Here is a 17,696-nt window from a genome sequence, read left to right as displayed (position 1 = left end):
CCGTCTGCAGCCATGATCGGAGGGGCTGGCGCTCTCACGACCGAAGCGGTCGTCGAGGAGCAGACGTCGGGGCCGCGGCCCCGCACCCGAACCCGCGGGCGCGGCCGCCCCGGCAGCATCCGCGCGATGCTGCGCTCGCCGCTCGCCTGGGTGACCGGCATCATCGTCATCTGGTTCGCGGCCGCGTTCCTCGTGCTGCCGAACGCCGCGCTGCTCGGGGTCACGTTCTTCCCCGACGGGCAGTTCAGCATCCGTGCCGTCGAGAAGCTGTTCGGCAGCGAGCGTGCGCTGAAGACGCTCGGCAACAGCTTCCTGCTCGCGGTCACGCTCTCGATCACGGTCAACGTGGTCGGTGTGTTCATCGTGCTCGTGACGAAGTACTTCCAGGTGCGCGGGGCGAAGATCCTCTGGCTCGGCTACGCGACCACGCTCATCTACGGCGGCATCGTGCTCGCCGCCGGCTACAACTTCATCTACGGCCGGTTCGGGTTCTTCACGAACCTCATGGTCAACATCTGGCCCGACATGGACCGCGACTGGTTCTCGGGCTACTTCGCCGTCGTGTTCGTGATGACGTTCGCGACCACGACCAACCACATGCTGTTCCTGTCGTCGTCGCTCGGCAAGGTCGACTACGCGTCGATCGAGGCCGCGAAGCTCATGGGCGCCTCCACCTGGACGATCCTCCGCCGCATCGTGCTGCCGGTCATGAAGCCGATGCTGTTCGCGGTCACGGTGCTCACGTTCCTGATCGGGCTCGGCGCGCTGACCGCTCCCCTCGTGCTCGGCGGGCCGGACTTCCAGACCGTCGCGCCCCTCATCATCGACCTGTCGCGCAGCCCGATCACCCGGGACATCGCGGCGCTCCTGGCGATCGTGCTCGGCATCGCGACGATCATCCTGCTCGCGATCATGAACCGCTTCGAGAAGTCGGGCGTGTACTTCTCGGTCGCCAAGGTCGCGACGCCGATCCAGAAGCAGCGGATCCGCAACCCGTTCGCGAACGTCGTCGTGCACGTCATCGCGTATCTGATGTGGGTGATCTACCTCATCCCCGTCGTGCTGATCGTGATCTTCTCGTTCGTCGATGCCCGTAGCATCCTCGCCGGGTCCATCACGCTCGACAGCTTCACGCTCGACAACTACATCACCGTGTTCTCGAGCGCGGCGGCGATCCGTCCGTTCATCGTCAGCGTCGTGTACAGCGCGCTCGCGTCGCTCATCGTCGTCGGCGGTCTGCTGTTCGTCGCGCGGATGCTGCAGAAGCACCGCAACCTGCTGACGACCGCGATCGAGTACGTGCTGCACATCCCGTGGATCCTGCCGATCGTGCTGATCGCGCTCGCCCTCGTCACCGCGTTCGATCAGCCGCGGTCGATCGTCGCCGGGTTCGTGCTCACCGGAACCCCGGTTCTGCTGCTCATCGCGTACATCTCGGTGAAGATCCCGTTCACGCTGCGGCTGCTCAAGGCCGGGTTCGCGTCGGTGCCCGATTCGCTCGAAGACGCCTCGCGCATCCTCGGGGCGAAGTCGCTCACGACGTTCCGTCGCATCCTCATCCCGCTCGTGCTGCCGACCGCCGCCGCGATCACGGCGCTGAACTTCAACAGCCTGCTCGACGACTACGACGCCGCGATCTTCCTCTACCACCCGCTGTACAAGCCGCTGGGTGTCGCCATTCAGGAGAGCACGCGCGGCGAGAACAACCTCGACGCGATGCCGATCACGTTCGTCTATACAGTGCTGCTCATGATCATCATGGGTGTCACCATGTATCTCGTGTATGGACGAGGATCGCGCGCTGGAGCGCCCCGCAAGGCTCGGAAGACGCGCGCATGAGCTCGTCGTCGTCGTCGGATGCTCCGGGGCTGCGGGTCACCGTCAGTGACGTGGCCGCCGCTGCGGGGGTCTCTCGCGCGACCGCGACCCGGGCGCTGAAGGGCGAGGGACGGTTCGCTCCCGAGACGCAGGAGCGCATCCTCGCGGAGGCCGAGCGCCTCGGATACGTGCCGAACACGATGGCAGCGGAGCTCGCCGCCGGGCGCACCGGCACCGTCGGGCTCATGCTGCGCGACGCCAGCAACCCCGCGTACGGTCTGCTGTTCTCGCGGCTGCAGGACGAGGCGCACCAACGGGGACTCGACCTGCTGACCGTGACGATCGGTGCCGACGTGCAGGGGGCGAAGCAGGTGAACGCGCTGCACCGACTGCTCGGGATGCGCGTCGCCGGGCTGATCGTCGCGACCGGTGGCATCACCACCGCGCAGCTCGAGCCGTTCGCCGACCAGGTGCCGATTCTGCGCGCCGGGCGGGCGGAGACGTCGGGGCGGATTCACTCGGCGCACTACGACGACGCGGCGCATGGGCGGTTGCTGGCGTCGCATGTGTCGGGGTTGGGGCACCGTCGGGTGGTCGTGCTCGCGGGGAACGAGGAGGCGTCGGTTCCGGAGCATCTGCGCGCGTTGGCGATGCAGTCGACGTTGGCGGATGCCGGGGTCGAGGTGGATCTCGTGTCGACCGGTGCACGGCCGGATGAGGGTGTCTCTGAGGCGCTTTCCGCTGTGCGGGCCGGGGCGACGGCGGTGATGTGCGCGTCGGATTATCGGCAGCTCGCGGTGATGCGCGCTCTGCGTTCGCTTGGATTGTCTGTGCCCGGCGATGTGAGCGTGACGGGGTGCGACGGCATCCTGCCCGGTGCCGACCTTCTGGGCCTGACGACCGTGCGGATTCCGGTGGAGGCCGTCGCGGCCGCTGCTGTCGAGACGATGCAGGGGCTGCTTTCGTCTGACTCTGACTCCTCTCCTGTGCGGCGCGGGTTCACGGGTGAGCTCGTCGTCGGGACGACCGCCGCGGCTCGCTGACCTCTGTCTTGTACATGTTCGTCGCACTACTGGAAGAGACATGATCCTCACCGAACACCCCCGTCCGTCGCACACGTTCGTGCACATCTCCGACACGCACCTGCCGGGTGAGAGGTCGCCGCTGTACGGGAGCGGGGCGGATGCTGACGCAAACCTCGATCTGATGTTGTCGCGGTTGGTGGCGTCGGGGTTGCGGCCGGATGCGCTGCTGCTGACCGGAGATCTCACGGACCGGGGAGATGCGTCGGCGTATCAGCGGTTGGTGGAATTGGTGTCGCCCGCGGCGGAGGCGCTGGGGTGCGAGGTCGTGTGGGTCGCGGGGAACCATGATGACCGGGCGGTGATGCGGTCTGTTCTGGGGTTGTCGGGGTCTGGTGATGAGCCGGTGACCGAGGTGCGCTGGTTCGGTGGGATGCGGGTCATCGTGCTCGACTCGACCGTTCCGGGAGCGCATTGGGGTGAGGTCGATGACGCTCAGCTGGCGTGGCTCGCGTCGGAGCTCGCTTCGCCGGCGCCTGAGGGGTCGCTGCTGTTGATCCATCACCCGCCACTGCCTACGGTGCTCGATTTGGCTGTGACGGTGGAGCTGCGGAACCAGGCGGCGCTGGCTGAGGTGCTGCGTGGTTCGGATGTGCGGGGGATCCTGTCAGGGCACGTGCATCACCCGTCATTCGGGACGTTCGTCGGGATCCCCGTCGCGGTGGCGTCGTCGAGTGCGTATGGGCAGGATCTCGCGCAGCCTGTGGGGGCGACGCGGGGGCAGGATGCTGCGCAGGGCTACAACCTCGTGCACGTGTACGACGGGACGATCGTGCACTCGGTCGTGGGGCTTGAGGTCGGGGCGGATGTTGGGGAGCCTGTAACGGCGGATGAGTCTGGGCGAAGGATCGCTGGGCGGGGCATCGACTGGCGAGAGCGGGGCTAGTTTCACCCCGTTTGTTGAGCGAGCCAGGCTGAGCCGAGCGAGACGAAACGCCCGCAGTTAGTGGAGCGCTCCCGCAGAACGAAGAGCCTCGCGAAGTCCCGCCACTCCCGTGAAGTGATGCGTCGGCACATCTAGTGCCTCCGCCCCGGCGAGCTTGCCGAACGAGTCGTCGATGAAGAACACCTCGTGGGGTGCGAGCTGCATCGCGTCAAGCACGTGCTGGAAAGCCCGTACGTCAGGTTTCGTCCACCCGATCTCCGCCGAGTTGAAGACAGCCTCGAAGTGAGAGCCGAGGTCGATGGAAGCGATCTCGTCCGGAATCGTGTCAGTCCCGTTGGTCAGGATGGCGGTGCGAATGCCATTCGCTCGCAGTTCATCGACGTGGCCCAGCACCTCCTCGTCGACATGGAAGGGCTGACTCCCCCACGCCTCAGCAGCCTCAGCGTTGCCGAGCTCGACGCCGACGCGCTCGACCCACTCGCGGCGAGAGATGCGGCCGGTCGTCACCAGTTCGAGGTGGTGTGGAGCGAATGCGATGGCCTCGATCGAGCCTGGTTCGAGTCCGTGAACCCGCTCGATACCCGCGACATTCTCGGGGTCGAAGTGACGGACGACGCCATCGAGGTCGAAGAGCACGGCACGGATGGGAGGCATCGGAACAGGGTACCGGTGTATACGGTCACCGACCGGCGTGGGCCATGATCAGAGCATGGAAGCTTCGACGACTCTCCCGAGTTCCATAATCGAGATCTCGCGCCGCTACGACATCCCGATCGCGAACATTCGGTCCGCTCTGAGGTCGAAGTACCCCGAGCTACGCGGGATGCCGAAGTCGCTTGAGCTGCATGACGATCACGTCGCCCACATCCTGGCTAGCTTTCCGGCCGAAAGCGCGCGCCCGCTCGAGGCCCATTCGACGCCCGCCCTCCTCGGCCAGTATGCAGGAATCCTTGCCGAGCTGAGGGCACGCGGTGTCATACGGACGGCCAACGCGCCCGTCGGAGACTACGCAGAGCACATCGCTCAGCAGGTATACGGCGGGACGCTCGCGAACAGCTCCGTGAAGTCCCATGACCTGCTGAGCGAAGCATCTCAGCGCATCCAGGTGAAGGCGCGAGCCGTTGGAAGGGCGAGCAACCGCACAACGAAGTTCTCGACTTTTCGGTCATTCGAGTTCGACCTCGCTTGTTTCCTCCTGTTCGATTCCCGCACGTACGACCTCATCTGGGCACGGGAACTCTTGCCTGACGTCGCGCGCTCGCTGGCTCGACACTCGGACCATGTGAACGGCGATCATCTGACCAGGGCCGTCGTCGAGCGTGAAGGTACAGACGTGACGGCGGAGTTTCGACGCGTCTTGGAGTTGGCGGGATCTTAGAGGTTCACCTCCGATCAGGGCGAGGTTTGCCGTCCGCCGAAGATCGGGACGGCTCTCAGCTCCAAAGCATAAGGCTCGAGGTCGTCAGCGGATCGCGCGCCCTGTACATCGGACCCCACATACCAATAAAGGTGCCGGGAACCGTCCTGGCGATGCTGCTGCGCGAGGGCAAGAGCTTCGTCGCGAGTCATCAACCACACACGATCTGAACTGAGATCGACGAGAACGAGGGTCTCCGCCCGAAGGTCATGTGGAAATGTGAACCCGAGAGACAGCCGCCCCGTACCGCCGGCCGGAGTAGGGGTGTACTTCGTCTTTACTTGAACCGTTGTTGCCCGCGTAGCTCCCGGCGCGTACACGACGAGGTCTACCCCGGAGTCTGTCGTGAGGCGCGCCGAATCGAACCCCATCTTCAGCAACTTGTATTGGGTAAGAAGCTCGCCGGCCGCTCCAATGTGCAGAGTGCTGAGAGTCGACGAGGCGCCCAACGCCGTCAATCCTTGTATCGCCGAACGGCGTCCCTGATCGGCTCCGCATGGGCGTAGATCTCGTCCAACTCTTCGATCGCATGCCGCGTCTCGACCTTGCCCTCATCCAGCAAGCCGAGATACTTCTGCTTGCCGTTGAAGTGGAGACGCGCGATCGGCTTGCGGTTGTTGTCATCGAGCAGCACGGCGAAGTAGCTCTTCGCGTCGCGATGGGTCACTCGCTGCGGCTTGACCTCACCACAGGCGATCGCCTTCACAATCTGGTACCCCTCGAGCTCTTCAAGAGTCGTCTCGATCTCTGTGTCTCGGTCGAGGTCCGCCTCGGCGACCTCCGCGCTCGCCGGTGCGGGCGCCGGTGCGCTGTGAGTGATGCCGCTGACTCCCAACGCGGTCTTTAGCCGCTCGTTGACCCTCTCCGTAAGGAACTGCTGACCCGCCTTGCTCACCAAAATCGTGAACTGCTGGCGGACCTTCTGTGTGTAGGATCCGTCGAATACGCGCGTCGCGAAGAACTTGATCCATTCGTCGTTCGGTTCGCGGAACTGCGCCGCGATCTCCCGCTTGAGCGCTCCGATGTACTTGAGTTCTTCCGCAGCGCTGATGATCGAGTCGAGATCGAAGCTCTCCTTGCTGAGCTTCTGGATCTCGTGGATGAGCGTCTCGTCGATGTCGAGCAGATCCAGAACGAGGAACGGCTTGGCATCCATGCGGTTCGGTGCGTCGAGGTCGGTGTAGAACTGCCAGACCACACCGTTCGTGAGGACTGCGATCCGGGCATTGGTGACAGAGAAGTAGCGGAACAGCTGCGATGCGTGCTCGATCTTGAGCGCGCCCATCGACGGCTTGCACTCGATGAGGATCTGCACCTCGCCGTCGCGCATGATGGCGTAGTCGACCTTCTCACCCTTCTTAGTGCCCACGTCTGCAGTGAACTCCGGGACGACCTCCAGCGGGTCGAAGACGTCGTATCCGAGAATCGTCGAGATGAACGGCATGACGAAGGCGTTCTTCGTCGCCTCCTCAGTCCCGATTGCCGTTGCCTGGTTCTTCACCTTGGTCGCCAGGGAATCGAGACGCTCCGCGAACTCCACCGCTACTCCGATCTTCGTCGAACGCATTCATCCAGACGATAGCGGAATTCCACCACACCGCAGAGGAACCCGACATGCTTGAAATGCCGCGGCGTCGGCACTCGTATGCAACAATCAGCATCATCCCGCTGGTGACTGATCATCGCAGCGGCATGATGGATCAAGATTGAGGTGCGTCGACGTGGCGTCAGACGCGGTGAACTGCGGGGGGAGAGCAATGGTCGACTCACCCGCGCGTCCACGTATACTCCTGGGCCTCGCGGACGCGCACGCGGAGCCCCTGGTCGCCGGATCCTGGATCGGCTCGTTCGTTAGCCTCGGATCTCTACTTCGCCGCTATCTCGCGAAGCTCGACGAACGACAGCTTGTAGTGGCTATTTCGGTGCCTCGGCGGGACTATGTCGGCGCGCTCATCGGGTCTGGCTGGATGCTCTCGAGTCCTGTGGCTGGCCTGGATAAACCTCTCGCAGTGTTCGAGGCATCAGATCGATCCACTTGGTTGCGAGCAGTCACAGACAAGTTGATCGTCACCGGCCGATTCACGAACCTTGAAGCACATTCCAGCGGCCCCCGGGTTCGTACCGGCGGAAAGTATCTGCCAGTCGACCGCTATCGGGCGGTTTCCGTGCTCGACGAAGAGTGCGAGTCCGTCGTTGGTCAGGTTCCCGCTGGTGGTTATCTGGCAGATCTGACGGGCGCTTCGGCGTCTTGGCTCGAGCGGCTCGCTGCACCGCCGATGGACCTCGCGCTTGTCGGGACCAGCAAGTGGATTCGAGAGGATCTTGAAGCAGTAATCGGCGACGGAACCGCCGAAGGAGCCTTGGGTACGAGACTCGGCACGTACGTTCTGCCCTTCGAACCCCGCGCGGCGACGTGGTCCACGTCAATCGTCTCGGCGTCTCGTCTCGGCGAAGGAGAACTGCTTTCCGAATCCTGCTTGATGGCAATCCTCGATCGCTATGGTGCCATCAAGTACTTGAACGACGTGACGGTGCCGATCGTCGTGTGCATCGTGGACCGTTCCGTGGCGGACGAGTCGGCGGCCGAGACGCTCATCGAAGCGCGCCATAGCCACAGTCAGCCGATCTCAGTAGTCGATGAACTTCACTGGCAACCGCCCACTGCAGTTGAGGTCATGGCTTTTACGGTAGCCATATGAGTCGGGCTCAGGATGTTGCGCAGCGCTATGCCGCCTCAGGTTCCCTGATGCGCCAAGGCGTCTCGATATTCGCCGTCGGCGATCCTGCCGGAGAGCAGCTCGACACTGCTATCCGCCACACCCTATTCACGCTTGGGAACGAACGTACCGAGGTTTGGGACGGCGTTCTTCAGGCGGCAAATGCGTTGCGCTGGCGCCGCATGACGCAGCCTCAACCGAGAGAGTTCCAGAAGCAGCAACCAGTCATCGACGAAGTCCTACGACAAGCCCGCCTTCTCCGGAACCTCGTCAGCGATAGTGCGTTGCTGGATCAGATCGCGGAAGGCGCAATTGCGGTGGGAGAGTCAGATTCGCCGGTTGGAGCCGTTTTACTCGATTCGATTCGGGAGGTTGGTACGGGGGACTGTGTTGTCGTTGCAACCAAGGGGGCCGCTCGGGCAGCCCTTGCTGGGTGGCTCGATGAGGCTGGTGCCACCGTTCTCGTTCCGAGCGAACTCAACGCGGTTCGTGGAGACATCGAGGTCAGCTACATCGTCGCGCCGCCAACCTTTATGCCGCCTTCGATTATAACGGCCCCCGTGACCCCCGAAGTTACCTTTCTGATGCCCGCCTGGTTTGGCAACCGGTCCGTGCCGTCATCCACATTTGGTGCACACGCAGAGGGACGGATCTTGGTGAAGGCGACCGTGCATCAGATCGGTGACTCGATCGAGCCAGAAATCGCCGTCGTCAACAGCGACGAGATCGACGACGTTTACTTCCCTCAGCCGTCTTGGGGGCCGCGCATCTCCACTGATCGTGAGCCCACCGGCGACGAAGTGGAGGCCCGGAAGATCCTTCTCGCCGGCGGCCAGGCCTTGTGGCTCGACGATGGAGACCGGATCCGGTCCATGGACCCGAAGCAGCCCGAGGGCACCCGTATTGGCTACGAGGCTGTGAGTGGCGTCGTCCCGGGCACATACCTTGTTCTGCGGCAGGGCGAAACCGAACGAGGCGCCATGTATGACCAGGCCGTTGCAGCGCTTGGCGGACGAGCACCCGGCATAGTTGCAACCCAGGCACGCTGGAAGGCTCGCCTCGCGGAACGACTGGCCTGCATCGGTTCCCGTCAGGCGATGGACGAACTCGAGCGACTCGGCGTGCGTTCGTTCGGCCAAGTGCGCGCCTGGACCGACCGGCGTCTAGTCTGCCCTCAACGCGACGCTGATTTTGCGGTTCTCCTCGACTGGCTCGGCGAGCCGTCCCGACCGACGTACGGCAACGCCATCACGCTACGGCGAGCGATCTACAGAGCGAGTGCCGATCTTCGCAGGGAGCTTGAGACGGCAGTTAGGAAAACTGATCTGCGCGTACTCGAGCGTGATGGGACTCTGCACCTGGACCTTCCCCGTGAGGGCTTCCGCGGAATGATAGTCGCCCGTGTTGTCGCAAAGGCCCCGTTCTCAGAGATCGTAAGCAGGCATCAGGTACGAGTGCCGTTCATTGATGGGAGCGCCCTGTGGCTCGATTGATTCCAGCCCTCTTCCCCGAGGGCGCCGCGCCCGGGGAAAAGGCGGTCTACCGGAAGTTTGCCGAAGACCAGACAACCGACGACTGGATCATTCTTCACTCGCTCAACATCGCTGAACACGTCCGGAACCCCGAGGGCGAGGCCGACTTCGTCGTCATCGCTCCAGAGCTAGGAATTCTGGTGATCGAGGTGAAGTCGCACGATCACTTCACCTTCGACGAAGGCGTCTGGAAGCTCGGCAATCAAGCGCCAACCGCCCGCGGACCGTTCAAGCAGGCCAGTGAAGCGATGTACTCGATTCGGAAGGACCTGCTGAGGAAGAGGGTCGATCTTCGTTCGATCCCGACCCTGAGCGCCGCATGGTTCACCACCACCCGTGCACGGACGATGCTCAGACCAACGAACGAGTGGTTCGATTGGCAAGTTCTCGATTCGGAAGACCTCAAGAACGATCCGATTGGCGCGATCCGTCGCGCCTTCACCGGGGGAATAGCTAACCTCGACGCCACGTTCCGCGGCTTCTCCTACGGCGGCGTGGGGCCGGACCGAGCGACCGCAAAGCATATCGCCATGTTGCTGCGACCCAGCTTCGAGTTCGGCATCGTAGCCGGAGACATGCGCTCGGCCCGCGAGCACGAGCTCATTCAATTTGTTGAGGAGCAATGCATCGCGCTTGACGCCATGTCCGACAACCAGAGCGTGCTCTTCACTGGCCCGGCGGGCTCCGGCAAGACGCTTCTGGCTCTTGAGGCCGCACGGCGTGAGCTGGCCGACGGGCGGACAGGAAGCCTTATGTGCTTCAACAAGCTCCTCGGACGACGCCTAGCGGCGGACATCACCGATCCGCGCTTATCTGTCGGCACTTTCCACAGCCAGCTCTTGGCACTGATCGGACTCAAGGCGCCAAGTGACGCCAGCCCGTCGTTCTGGTCATCTGAGCTTCCAGAGCGTGCGATCGAGGTGTTACTTGAGCTGGGCGAGCCTCCGGCGGACTTCCTGATCGTCGATGAGATTCAGGACCTCCTGACGGAGGCCTATCTTGACGTGTTCGAGCTGCTGGTCAAAGGCGGAGTGTCCGGCGGCCGGGTCCTCATGTTTGGCGACTTCGAACGCCAAGCGATCTACGACGACGGCCGTGGTCGCGAGCTGCTCAAAGAGCGGGTGCCCCAACTTCCGTCCCACCGGCTCACGATGAACTGCCGAAACCTTCCAAGGATCGGGTATAGCGTCAACTTCTTCAGCGGACTCACTCCGGGCTACCAGAAGTTCCGGCGGGACGACGATGGCGCCAACCCGGTCCTCCTGAAGTACGTGCGTGGTGAGGACCAATCGCCGTTGCTCCGCCAGGCGGTTGAGGCGCTGCGGGAAGAGTCATTCGACCTGAGCGAGATTGTTGTGTTGAGTCCGCTGAGCGCAGGCTCAGCAGCTGCCACGACGACGGACCCATGGCTGAAGAGTGTGCTTGTCCAAGCTGACGGCGACGCCGTCAAGAAGGGGAGGATCCGCTTCTCATCGATCCAGGCTTTCAAGGGCCTCGAAGCGTCGGCCGTCATCGTCACCGACCTAGACCGGGTGAATGTGCCGAACTTCGAGTCAGTCCTGTACGTCGGCCTGACCAGAGCGACCGATCGTCTTTACGGTGTCATCGAGGAGAGCACCGGGCTGGCAGGAATGGTGAGGAACCAATGAGCGGGGTTGAAGCACGTGACGTCGTGGAGGCCGCAGTACGACGCGAGCTGTTCGGGCCGCCCGACGGCGAGCCGCCCATCGGCATTCCGGTCGACTGCTCCGGACCGTCCCTGACCTTCCAGACGAAGGACGAAAGCAGCGGACAGTTCCACGATCGCGACACCTTGGAAGAGGTGCTGACCCGCTCCGACCCGCTGCGCCGCTATGGCGTTGGCGTGCTCTACAGCGGTGGCACGCCGACGGGCGGACTGGCAGCAGAAGGGGACGATTCCGCCGTAATTCCAGGACTGGCAGAGAACGACGAGAACCCAGGAGAGCCGCCGACAGAAGTGCGCGGTCCGCGCCGTCAGGACCAACCTGACTCCGACGACTTCGACCTGTCCGACGCCAACCGAAGGAAGCCATCGGCCATGGCGATCTCCTTCAAGGTCCGGGTCACGGAAGGGGCGGCACTCAAGGTCCGCGTGACTGGCGCCTATTATGACCCCATCAAGATCACTGCACCGCACATGCCCCCGCTGAACTGGTGGGTTCGACGGCCCTTCGTGCTCGACGCAGTCGCCTCAGCAGACGTACTAAGAAGGGAGCGCAAGCGCTCCTCGCTGACCACAACCGCCGTCGTCGTCGAACCGAAGATCGAGCCTCGAATCAAACCCAGTGTTTCTATCTTTAGCCGCGCCGTGCCCGGCGAAGCTGACGCGGACCTTCGCCTTGTCACCCTCGCCGTCGTCGACGACGCCGTTGGCACCGGGCCCGGAAGTGCGTTCTTTCAGGTTGCCTTCTCCGCCACCGCAGCGGAGGGGCTGCGCATCGAGCCATACCCGGGTGTGGAGCAGCTTGACAGCGACAACGAGGAGGAGTCGATTGCACTCCTCTACCGCCACCGACGCACCTTCGCGATCGGTCACGGTTGCGCCGCGACCTGGGAAGACGCAGCGGGCGAGGACGGAACCCCGACGGTCCCGTTCGTCAAGGCAGACGCGCTGCCCGCCTACGAGGTCACCAGCCTGACGCCCGACGTCTTTGAGGAGCACCCCGACGGCACGCGGACGCCCGTGAGCGTCAGCATGGAGGAACTTGGCAACACAACGGACGTCGGTGACGCCCAAGTCGAGAAGGTCCTCGAGTTGTATGCCCAGTGGATTAACAACCGAAAGGCGTCGATTGATGATCTGCCAGCTCGCTACCAAACGGCAGCGCGGGAGCACGTCAAGAAGTGCACCGAGGCGCTGGAACGCATGCAGGAGGGGTGGCGCCTCGTGCATAACGACCCGCTCGCTGCTCGGGCGTTCCAACTCGCGAACTTCGCAATGCTGTACCAGCAGATCCGGTCACGTCTTGAGCCACGTGATCTGATCAAGGACAAGCAAGGGGTTTACCGGCCAGACGGGGCTCACCCAACAGCCACGCCCGATCCCAAGGGTGGGCGCTGGCGCGCCTTCCAGATCGCCTTCATTTTGGCGAGCCTCCCAGAACTCGTCGACCCGACCCATCCGAAGCGGACCCTCGTCGACCTGATCTTCTTCCCGACCGGTGGCGGAAAGACCGAGGCCTACCTCGGCGCCTCAGCCATCTCGCTACTCGCCCGTCGACTCCGCGACCCCGCCGACGCTGGCACCGACACGCTCATGCGCTACACACTGCGGTTGCTCACGGCCCAGCAGTTCCTGCGCGCCTCCTCCTTGATCTGCGTCTTAGAAGATGTCCGGTCTGGCATGGAGGACGAGCTCGGAACGGCACCCTTCGGAATTGGGGTCTGGCTGGGCGGCGATTCAACACCCAACCGGTGGACCGCCGCCAAGCGGGCGCTCGGCGAACTGCGACGCGATTCGCGAGCCTCAAACAAGTTCCTGCTCCTCAAGTGCCCGTGGTGCGGCACGCGAATGGGTCCGGTCAGCAAGTCACGCGGACAGGACACCCCTGGGTACGTGTGGTCAGGGGGCCGCTTCCTCTTCCGCTGCCAAGACGAACTGTGCCGATACAGCGGCCGAGAAGGCTTGCCTGTCCACGTCGTCGATGAGGACATCTACGAGTCGCGTCCATCGATCGTGATCGGCACCGTCGACAAGTTCGCAACCATGGCGTGGCAGCCGACCGCGCGCACTGTGTTCGGACTCGGCGACCACGGCGAACGGCTGTACTCGCCACCGGGCCTGATCATCCAGGACGAGCTCCACCTCATCTCAGGACCGCTCGGCTCCATGGTTGGCCTGTACGAGCCCGTGATCGATGACCTGACGACAGATCGGCGCACCGATCCGGCGATCCCTGCGAAGATCATCGCGTCGACCGCCACCGTGCGTCGCTATGAGGATCAGATCCTTGGGCTGTTTGGCCGCAAGGAAGTCGCACTCTTTCCCCCCCACGGCCTTGAGGAGGGGCGTTCCTTCTTCGCCGAACCCGCCCGGCTTCCAGACGGCAAGCCAGCGCCAGGTCGGCGGTACCTCGGTGTCATGAGCCCATCTCTCGGATCCATGCAGACCGTTCAGGCACGAGTCGCGGCCGCAACGCTCCAGGCTGGTCCGCAAATCCCTAACCCGGACGATCGGGACGGCTACTGGACCAACCTCAATTTCCTCAACAGTCTCCGAGAGCTCGGAAACACGCTCTCGCTGTTGGACTCCGACGTTCCTGACTATTTGGTCGGCCTACAGCGGCGCGACGGCATCACGCCGCGCTACCCCCGCAACAAGATGGAGCTCACCTCGCGTCGCCGCAGCGACGAGATCCCGAAGGCAATCGAGGAACTCGAACTGCGGCTGCCACACCCTGACTGCGTTGACGGCGCCAAGTGTGTCAGCAGCGGATCGTGTCCTGAGAACGTGAAGTGCGTCGACATCTGCCTGGCCTCAAACATCATCGAAGTCGGCGTCGACATCGACAGGCTTGGACTCATGACGATCGTCGGCCAACCGAAGACCACCGCTCAGTACATCCAGGTGAGCGGTCGAGTGGGGCGCAACGTGAGGACGCCCGGCCTTGTCATCACGATCTACGGCGCCGCAAAGCCCCGCGACCGCAGTCACTACGAACGGTTCCGGACCTACCACCAGCAGCTCTACGCACAGGTGGAGCCAACCTCCGTGACGCCCTTCGCCGAGCCGGTCCTGAAGCGGGCGCTCCACGCGGCTGCAATCTCTCGCATGCGCCAACTCAATCCAACGCTCGACCCAAGTCCGTTCCCACAAGTCGAGTTCGATGAATCGATCGCACTTCTCCGCGCTCGGGCGGCGATCGTCGATAGGGACGAACTGGCCGTGTTCGACCAATGGGTCGCCGAGCGTTCCCGCCAGTGGGCGAAGGGGGAGCGCACGACATGGGCGACTGCCAACTACTTCAACGGCGACCCAAAGCAGGGCTTGATGCGCCCGGCCGGCGATCTCGCAGATTCTGGCAACAAGAACATCACATGGGAAACGCCAATGAGCATGCGCAGCGTCGACGCCGAGTGCCAACTCTCCGTCACCCTCGACTACCTCACTGAGGACCTGGAAGGGCCGGAGGTACAGGCATGACATCAGGCAGCATGCGTCGAGCCCAATTGGTGTCGCCCTTCGGCGTCGGCGCCATGAGCGTGCTCGTCGACGGAACCTCCGTGATCACGGCAGGGCTCGACCACTGGTTCCCGCGCAACAACGCCGACCTGGCTCTGGAGGACTTCCGCGTCAACGACTGGCGGCTCGAAGCACGGCTGAAGGTCCAGGAGTTCCGGCTGCCTCCGGACTACCGGAAGGGGTCCCCGGAGGACCACCGGAACGAGAAACTTAGCGTCCCTGCCCTGAGATTCCCGAGTTACTCGTTCTGCATGTACTGCAAGCGCCTGAAGCAGGTGCCCCTCAGCTTCCAGGACGCCGTTCGATGCGATGAACCCACCTGCGTCGGCAAGCGACGCTTCGGGCCGAAGATGTCGCAGGTCCCGTTCGTAGCCATCTGCGGCAAGGGACACATCGACGACTTTCCCTTCAGGGAGTGGGTGCACCGGTCGAAGAACCCGAGCTGCGCAGGAGTGCTGCGCCTGTTCTCTACCGGAGGCGGCGGACTTGAGGGGCAGGTCGTCCGGTGCGGCTACGATGCGAAAAACCAGCGGGACGAGAGTAAGGGGTGTGGCGCATCCCGGTCGCTGCAAGGCATCACGACCGGAGGCATGAAGGACGAGTCAGGAGAGGGCACTTTCTTGACGCAGCAGTTGGCGGGCCGATCTGACCCGTACTTGTGCACAGGCGCTCGGCCCTGGCTGCATGAGGAGGATGGTCCTTGCGACCAGCCGGTTCAGGGAGCGCTCCGCGCGAGCGGCAACGTCTACTTTCCGTATGTCGAGTCCTCGATCTTTCTGCCGCAGAAAATTGGTGCGGTCAGCGGCGCGCTGCGCGACTTGATGAAGCGCGCTGACGTCGAACCGACGATGGCCTTCCTCTTCACCATGCGGGGCAAGGACGCCACCGTGGCCGAGATCCGCCAGGCCACCCGAGGCGCAGGAGAGCTCTTCGATCAGTTCTCCGACGACGAACTGCTCGCGGCTTTCCAGGACCGTTTTGGCATTGGTTCCGCGGGAGAGGACGGTGACATCGATGAATCCGGCGACCTCGACATTTGGCGCCACCCGGAGTTCAAGCTGCTCCGCGAGACGCCTCAAGACGACGAGTTGCGCGCATCAGATCCCGGTGTCCACGCCGCTATCGCCGCACACGTCGACCGAGTGCGCAGCGTCACGGTGCTCCGCGAAACACGCGTGCTGCGGGGGTTTGCCCGGGGGCGCGACAACAACCTGAAGATCGCGGAGGGCAAAGCCCTACTACGACGTCGCCCCCTGCCGCCGGACAAGGATTGGCTACCGGCATACGTGGTCAAGGGCGAAGGCATCTACTTCGAGCTCGACAGCGATCGCCTCGCGGCCTGGGAGGCACGCGGCGAAGTGCAGGCGCGGGCAGATCTCATTGCGAATCAGTACGAGCAGGTAATCACCGCTCGAGGTGGACGCCCGCGGGACATTTCGCCACGCATGGTCATGTTGCATACTTTCGCGCACCTGCTGATAAACGAACTTGTCTTCACGTGCGGCTACAGCTCGGCCTCGCTCCGAGAGCGGTTGTACGTGTCACGCGACGGCGGCCGTGACATGGCCGGGCTATTGATCTACACGGCCGCCGGTGATTCCGAAGGCACGATGGGCGGCCTAGTCCGCATGTCACGACCCGACCGCTTGCAACCGGTCTTCGCTGCGGCGCTCAGCGACGCTCACTGGTGCTCGACCGATCCGGTGTGCATGGACGCAGCGCAGGGGCCGGACTCATGCAATCTCGCGGCTTGCCACGGTTGTGCGCTTCTGCCGGAAACGAGCTGCGAAGAGTTCAATCGGTTCCTCGACCGCGGTTTGGTTATCGGCACGTTCGACGACCCGAGCCTCGGCTTCTTTTCGGAGCTGAGCTAACCTCGGGTCGTCACTATGGCGTTCTCCTGAGCGCTTACGCCAAAGTTCAATCGCTGCGAAAGAGGCTCCGCCGGGGTAGGCGGGGCGAGCTCATGGAATTGATGCACGGATGGCTGAACCCTACTGTTCGACACTGCACCCGACTGAGCGCATCCTCCAACGCGAGCGCGAGTTCGAACGTCGGCGTGGAGATGCAAGCTTCTTAGTCGCCTACTTGAACGGCACGTCGGGCGCGACGCGCTGAGCCGACTCACCGCTTGATGCTAATCGCCACCGTTCACCTGCAAGTTCAGCGGTGAAGGGTTCTCCTTCTGCCGCCATCACTACTCGCGCACTGACCATCTCGCCCGCCGCCGGTACCTCAAGGCCGAGGAGGCGAGCCGCAAGGCGATGCTTCTCATAGTCACCGCCAAGGATGATATAGCCCTCGCCGCGTAGCGCGGTTCGTGCGCCACCATTCGCGCGCACTCTCTTCATGAAGTCGTCCTGCTGCGCCACAGTCGCGATCACATTGCGCCCAATTCTTCGCCCGGTCACTTGGCGGAATAGTTCATTCACGCGCTTCTGGCCCGACCTGGGAGCGAAGATCGCCACGAGTGTCTCAGCGTCACACCCAAGGAGCACGTTCGGCGGCAGGTCCCCGGGTCGCTGCAGCCACCTGACGGCGTCTCTCCCGGCCTGATTCAGCTGTACTTTCGCATCTCGATTTGACCTGATCCTGCAGTGGTCTGGCGCCGCACGGACCACCCCAAACGCAAACTCGCTCGTGGCGTCGTTGACATAGCCAACGACAAGAAGATGCCCGAGAGCCTCGGGTGGGATCATCCACGCATTCATCCGCTGCGAAAACTTGCAATCGACGTCGACGCCCGCGATCTTGTAATCGAGATTCGAGCCCTCGTCGATCACATCATCGAACTCACGCCGAAGGTTTATCTCGAAGAGCGTGCCGAAATGAGTTCGTTCTGTCTTATGCAACTGCTCCCACGAGTATCGCCCCGTTCGTTGCCCGTCGTAGAGCTGATCTAACGTGCGTCGCATCAGACGGCCGACTCGCGTGCCGTCGGGGTCTGCCTGGCGTAGCGCGTTGAAAACGGAGATCAACTCCTCGTCGCTCTCACCTTCTAGTGGATCCGGCTCCCACGCCTGGAGCAGTTCAACTCTCAT

12 protein-coding genes are annotated in these 17,696 nt (G+C 63.4%); 9 read left to right on the top strand and 3 right to left on the bottom strand.

Annotated elements, in window-relative coordinates:
- Positions 1 to 12: 12 nt before the first annotated feature.
- From A4X16_RS16320 to A4X16_RS16310, 3 genes are read left to right on the top strand one after another with little or no spacing between them, the layout of a single operon-like run.
- Positions 13 to 1,839 carry an ABC transporter permease gene (locus A4X16_RS16320; protein WP_197491864.1) on the top strand — a complete coding sequence of 609 codons (1,827 nt, stop codon included), beginning with the start codon at positions 13 to 15 and terminating at the stop codon, positions 1,837 to 1,839.
- Positions 1,836 to 2,861 carry a LacI family DNA-binding transcriptional regulator gene (locus A4X16_RS16315; RefSeq protein ID WP_067122732.1) on the top strand — a complete coding sequence of 342 codons (1,026 nt, stop codon included), beginning with the start codon at positions 1,836 to 1,838 and terminating at the stop codon, positions 2,859 to 2,861. The genes A4X16_RS16320 and A4X16_RS16315 overlap by 4 nt, the downstream gene beginning before the upstream one ends.
- 40 nt (positions 2,862 to 2,901) lie before the next feature.
- On the top strand, positions 2,902 to 3,786 hold the full coding sequence (locus A4X16_RS16310; protein WP_067122729.1) for a phosphodiesterase: 885 nt from the start codon (positions 2,902 to 2,904) through the stop codon (positions 3,784 to 3,786).
- A 57-nt stretch (positions 3,787 to 3,843) separates the two neighbouring features.
- Here the strand turns inward: A4X16_RS16310 and A4X16_RS16305 are convergent, their stop codons facing one another.
- Entirely contained in the window at positions 3,844 to 4,422 is a 579-nt protein-coding gene (locus tag A4X16_RS16305) for an HAD family hydrolase (RefSeq protein ID WP_231880409.1), read from the bottom strand.
- Positions 4,423 to 4,495: 73 nt separating this feature from the next.
- Between A4X16_RS16305 and A4X16_RS16300 the strand changes: the two genes are divergently transcribed.
- Complete coding sequence (locus tag A4X16_RS16300) at positions 4,496 to 5,164, top strand: DUF6998 domain-containing protein (protein WP_157560267.1); 669 nt, start codon at positions 4,496 to 4,498, stop codon at positions 5,162 to 5,164.
- Between the two features lie 493 nt (positions 5,165 to 5,657).
- On the opposite strand, the gene A4X16_RS16295 is transcribed toward A4X16_RS16300, so the two are convergent.
- Positions 5,658 to 6,743, bottom strand: a complete 1,086-nt coding sequence (locus A4X16_RS16295; protein ID WP_067122930.1) for a type I restriction endonuclease — start codon at positions 6,741 to 6,743, stop codon at positions 5,658 to 5,660.
- Positions 6,744 to 6,960: 217 nt separating this feature from the next.
- Here A4X16_RS16295 and A4X16_RS16290 point away from each other — a divergent pair, with 217 nt between their 5' ends.
- Genes A4X16_RS16290 through drmB form a run of 5 tightly spaced genes read left to right on the top strand, consistent with a single transcriptional unit; the run spans position 6,961 to position 16,529 of the window.
- Positions 6,961 to 7,902 carry a hypothetical protein gene (locus A4X16_RS16290; RefSeq protein WP_197491863.1) on the top strand — a complete coding sequence of 314 codons (942 nt, stop codon included), beginning with the start codon at positions 6,961 to 6,963 and terminating at the stop codon, positions 7,900 to 7,902.
- Complete coding sequence (locus A4X16_RS16285; protein ID WP_067122723.1) at positions 7,899 to 9,413, top strand: hypothetical protein; 1,515 nt, start codon at positions 7,899 to 7,901, stop codon at positions 9,411 to 9,413. The genes A4X16_RS16290 and A4X16_RS16285 overlap by 4 nt, the downstream gene beginning before the upstream one ends.
- Positions 9,401 to 11,101 carry a nuclease-related domain-containing DEAD/DEAH box helicase gene (locus A4X16_RS16280; RefSeq protein ID WP_082914526.1) on the top strand — a complete coding sequence of 567 codons (1,701 nt, stop codon included), beginning with the start codon at positions 9,401 to 9,403 and terminating at the stop codon, positions 11,099 to 11,101. Before A4X16_RS16285 ends, A4X16_RS16280 begins: the two co-directional genes overlap by 13 nt.
- On the top strand, positions 11,098 to 14,616 hold the full coding sequence (locus tag A4X16_RS16275) for a helicase-related protein (RefSeq protein ID WP_067122720.1): 3,519 nt from the start codon (positions 11,098 to 11,100) through the stop codon (positions 14,614 to 14,616). Before A4X16_RS16280 ends, A4X16_RS16275 begins: the two co-directional genes overlap by 4 nt.
- On the top strand, positions 14,613 to 16,529 hold the full coding sequence (gene drmB / locus A4X16_RS16270; protein WP_067122717.1) for a DUF1998 domain-containing protein: 1,917 nt from the start codon (positions 14,613 to 14,615) through the stop codon (positions 16,527 to 16,529). The genes A4X16_RS16275 and drmB overlap by 4 nt, the downstream gene beginning before the upstream one ends.
- A gap of 210 nt (positions 16,530 to 16,739) precedes the next feature.
- On the opposite strand, the gene A4X16_RS16265 is transcribed toward drmB, so the two are convergent.
- Positions 16,740 to 17,696, bottom strand: coding sequence for a NaeI family type II restriction endonuclease (locus A4X16_RS16265; RefSeq protein WP_067122714.1), 957 nt, complete (start codon positions 17,694 to 17,696; stop codon positions 16,740 to 16,742).

It is taken from the genome of Microbacterium sp. H83 (assembly GCF_001650405.1).
Classification (GTDB): Bacteria; Actinomycetota; Actinomycetes; order Actinomycetales; family Microbacteriaceae; genus Microbacterium.
This window is presented reverse-complemented; position numbering and strand designations above follow the sequence as displayed.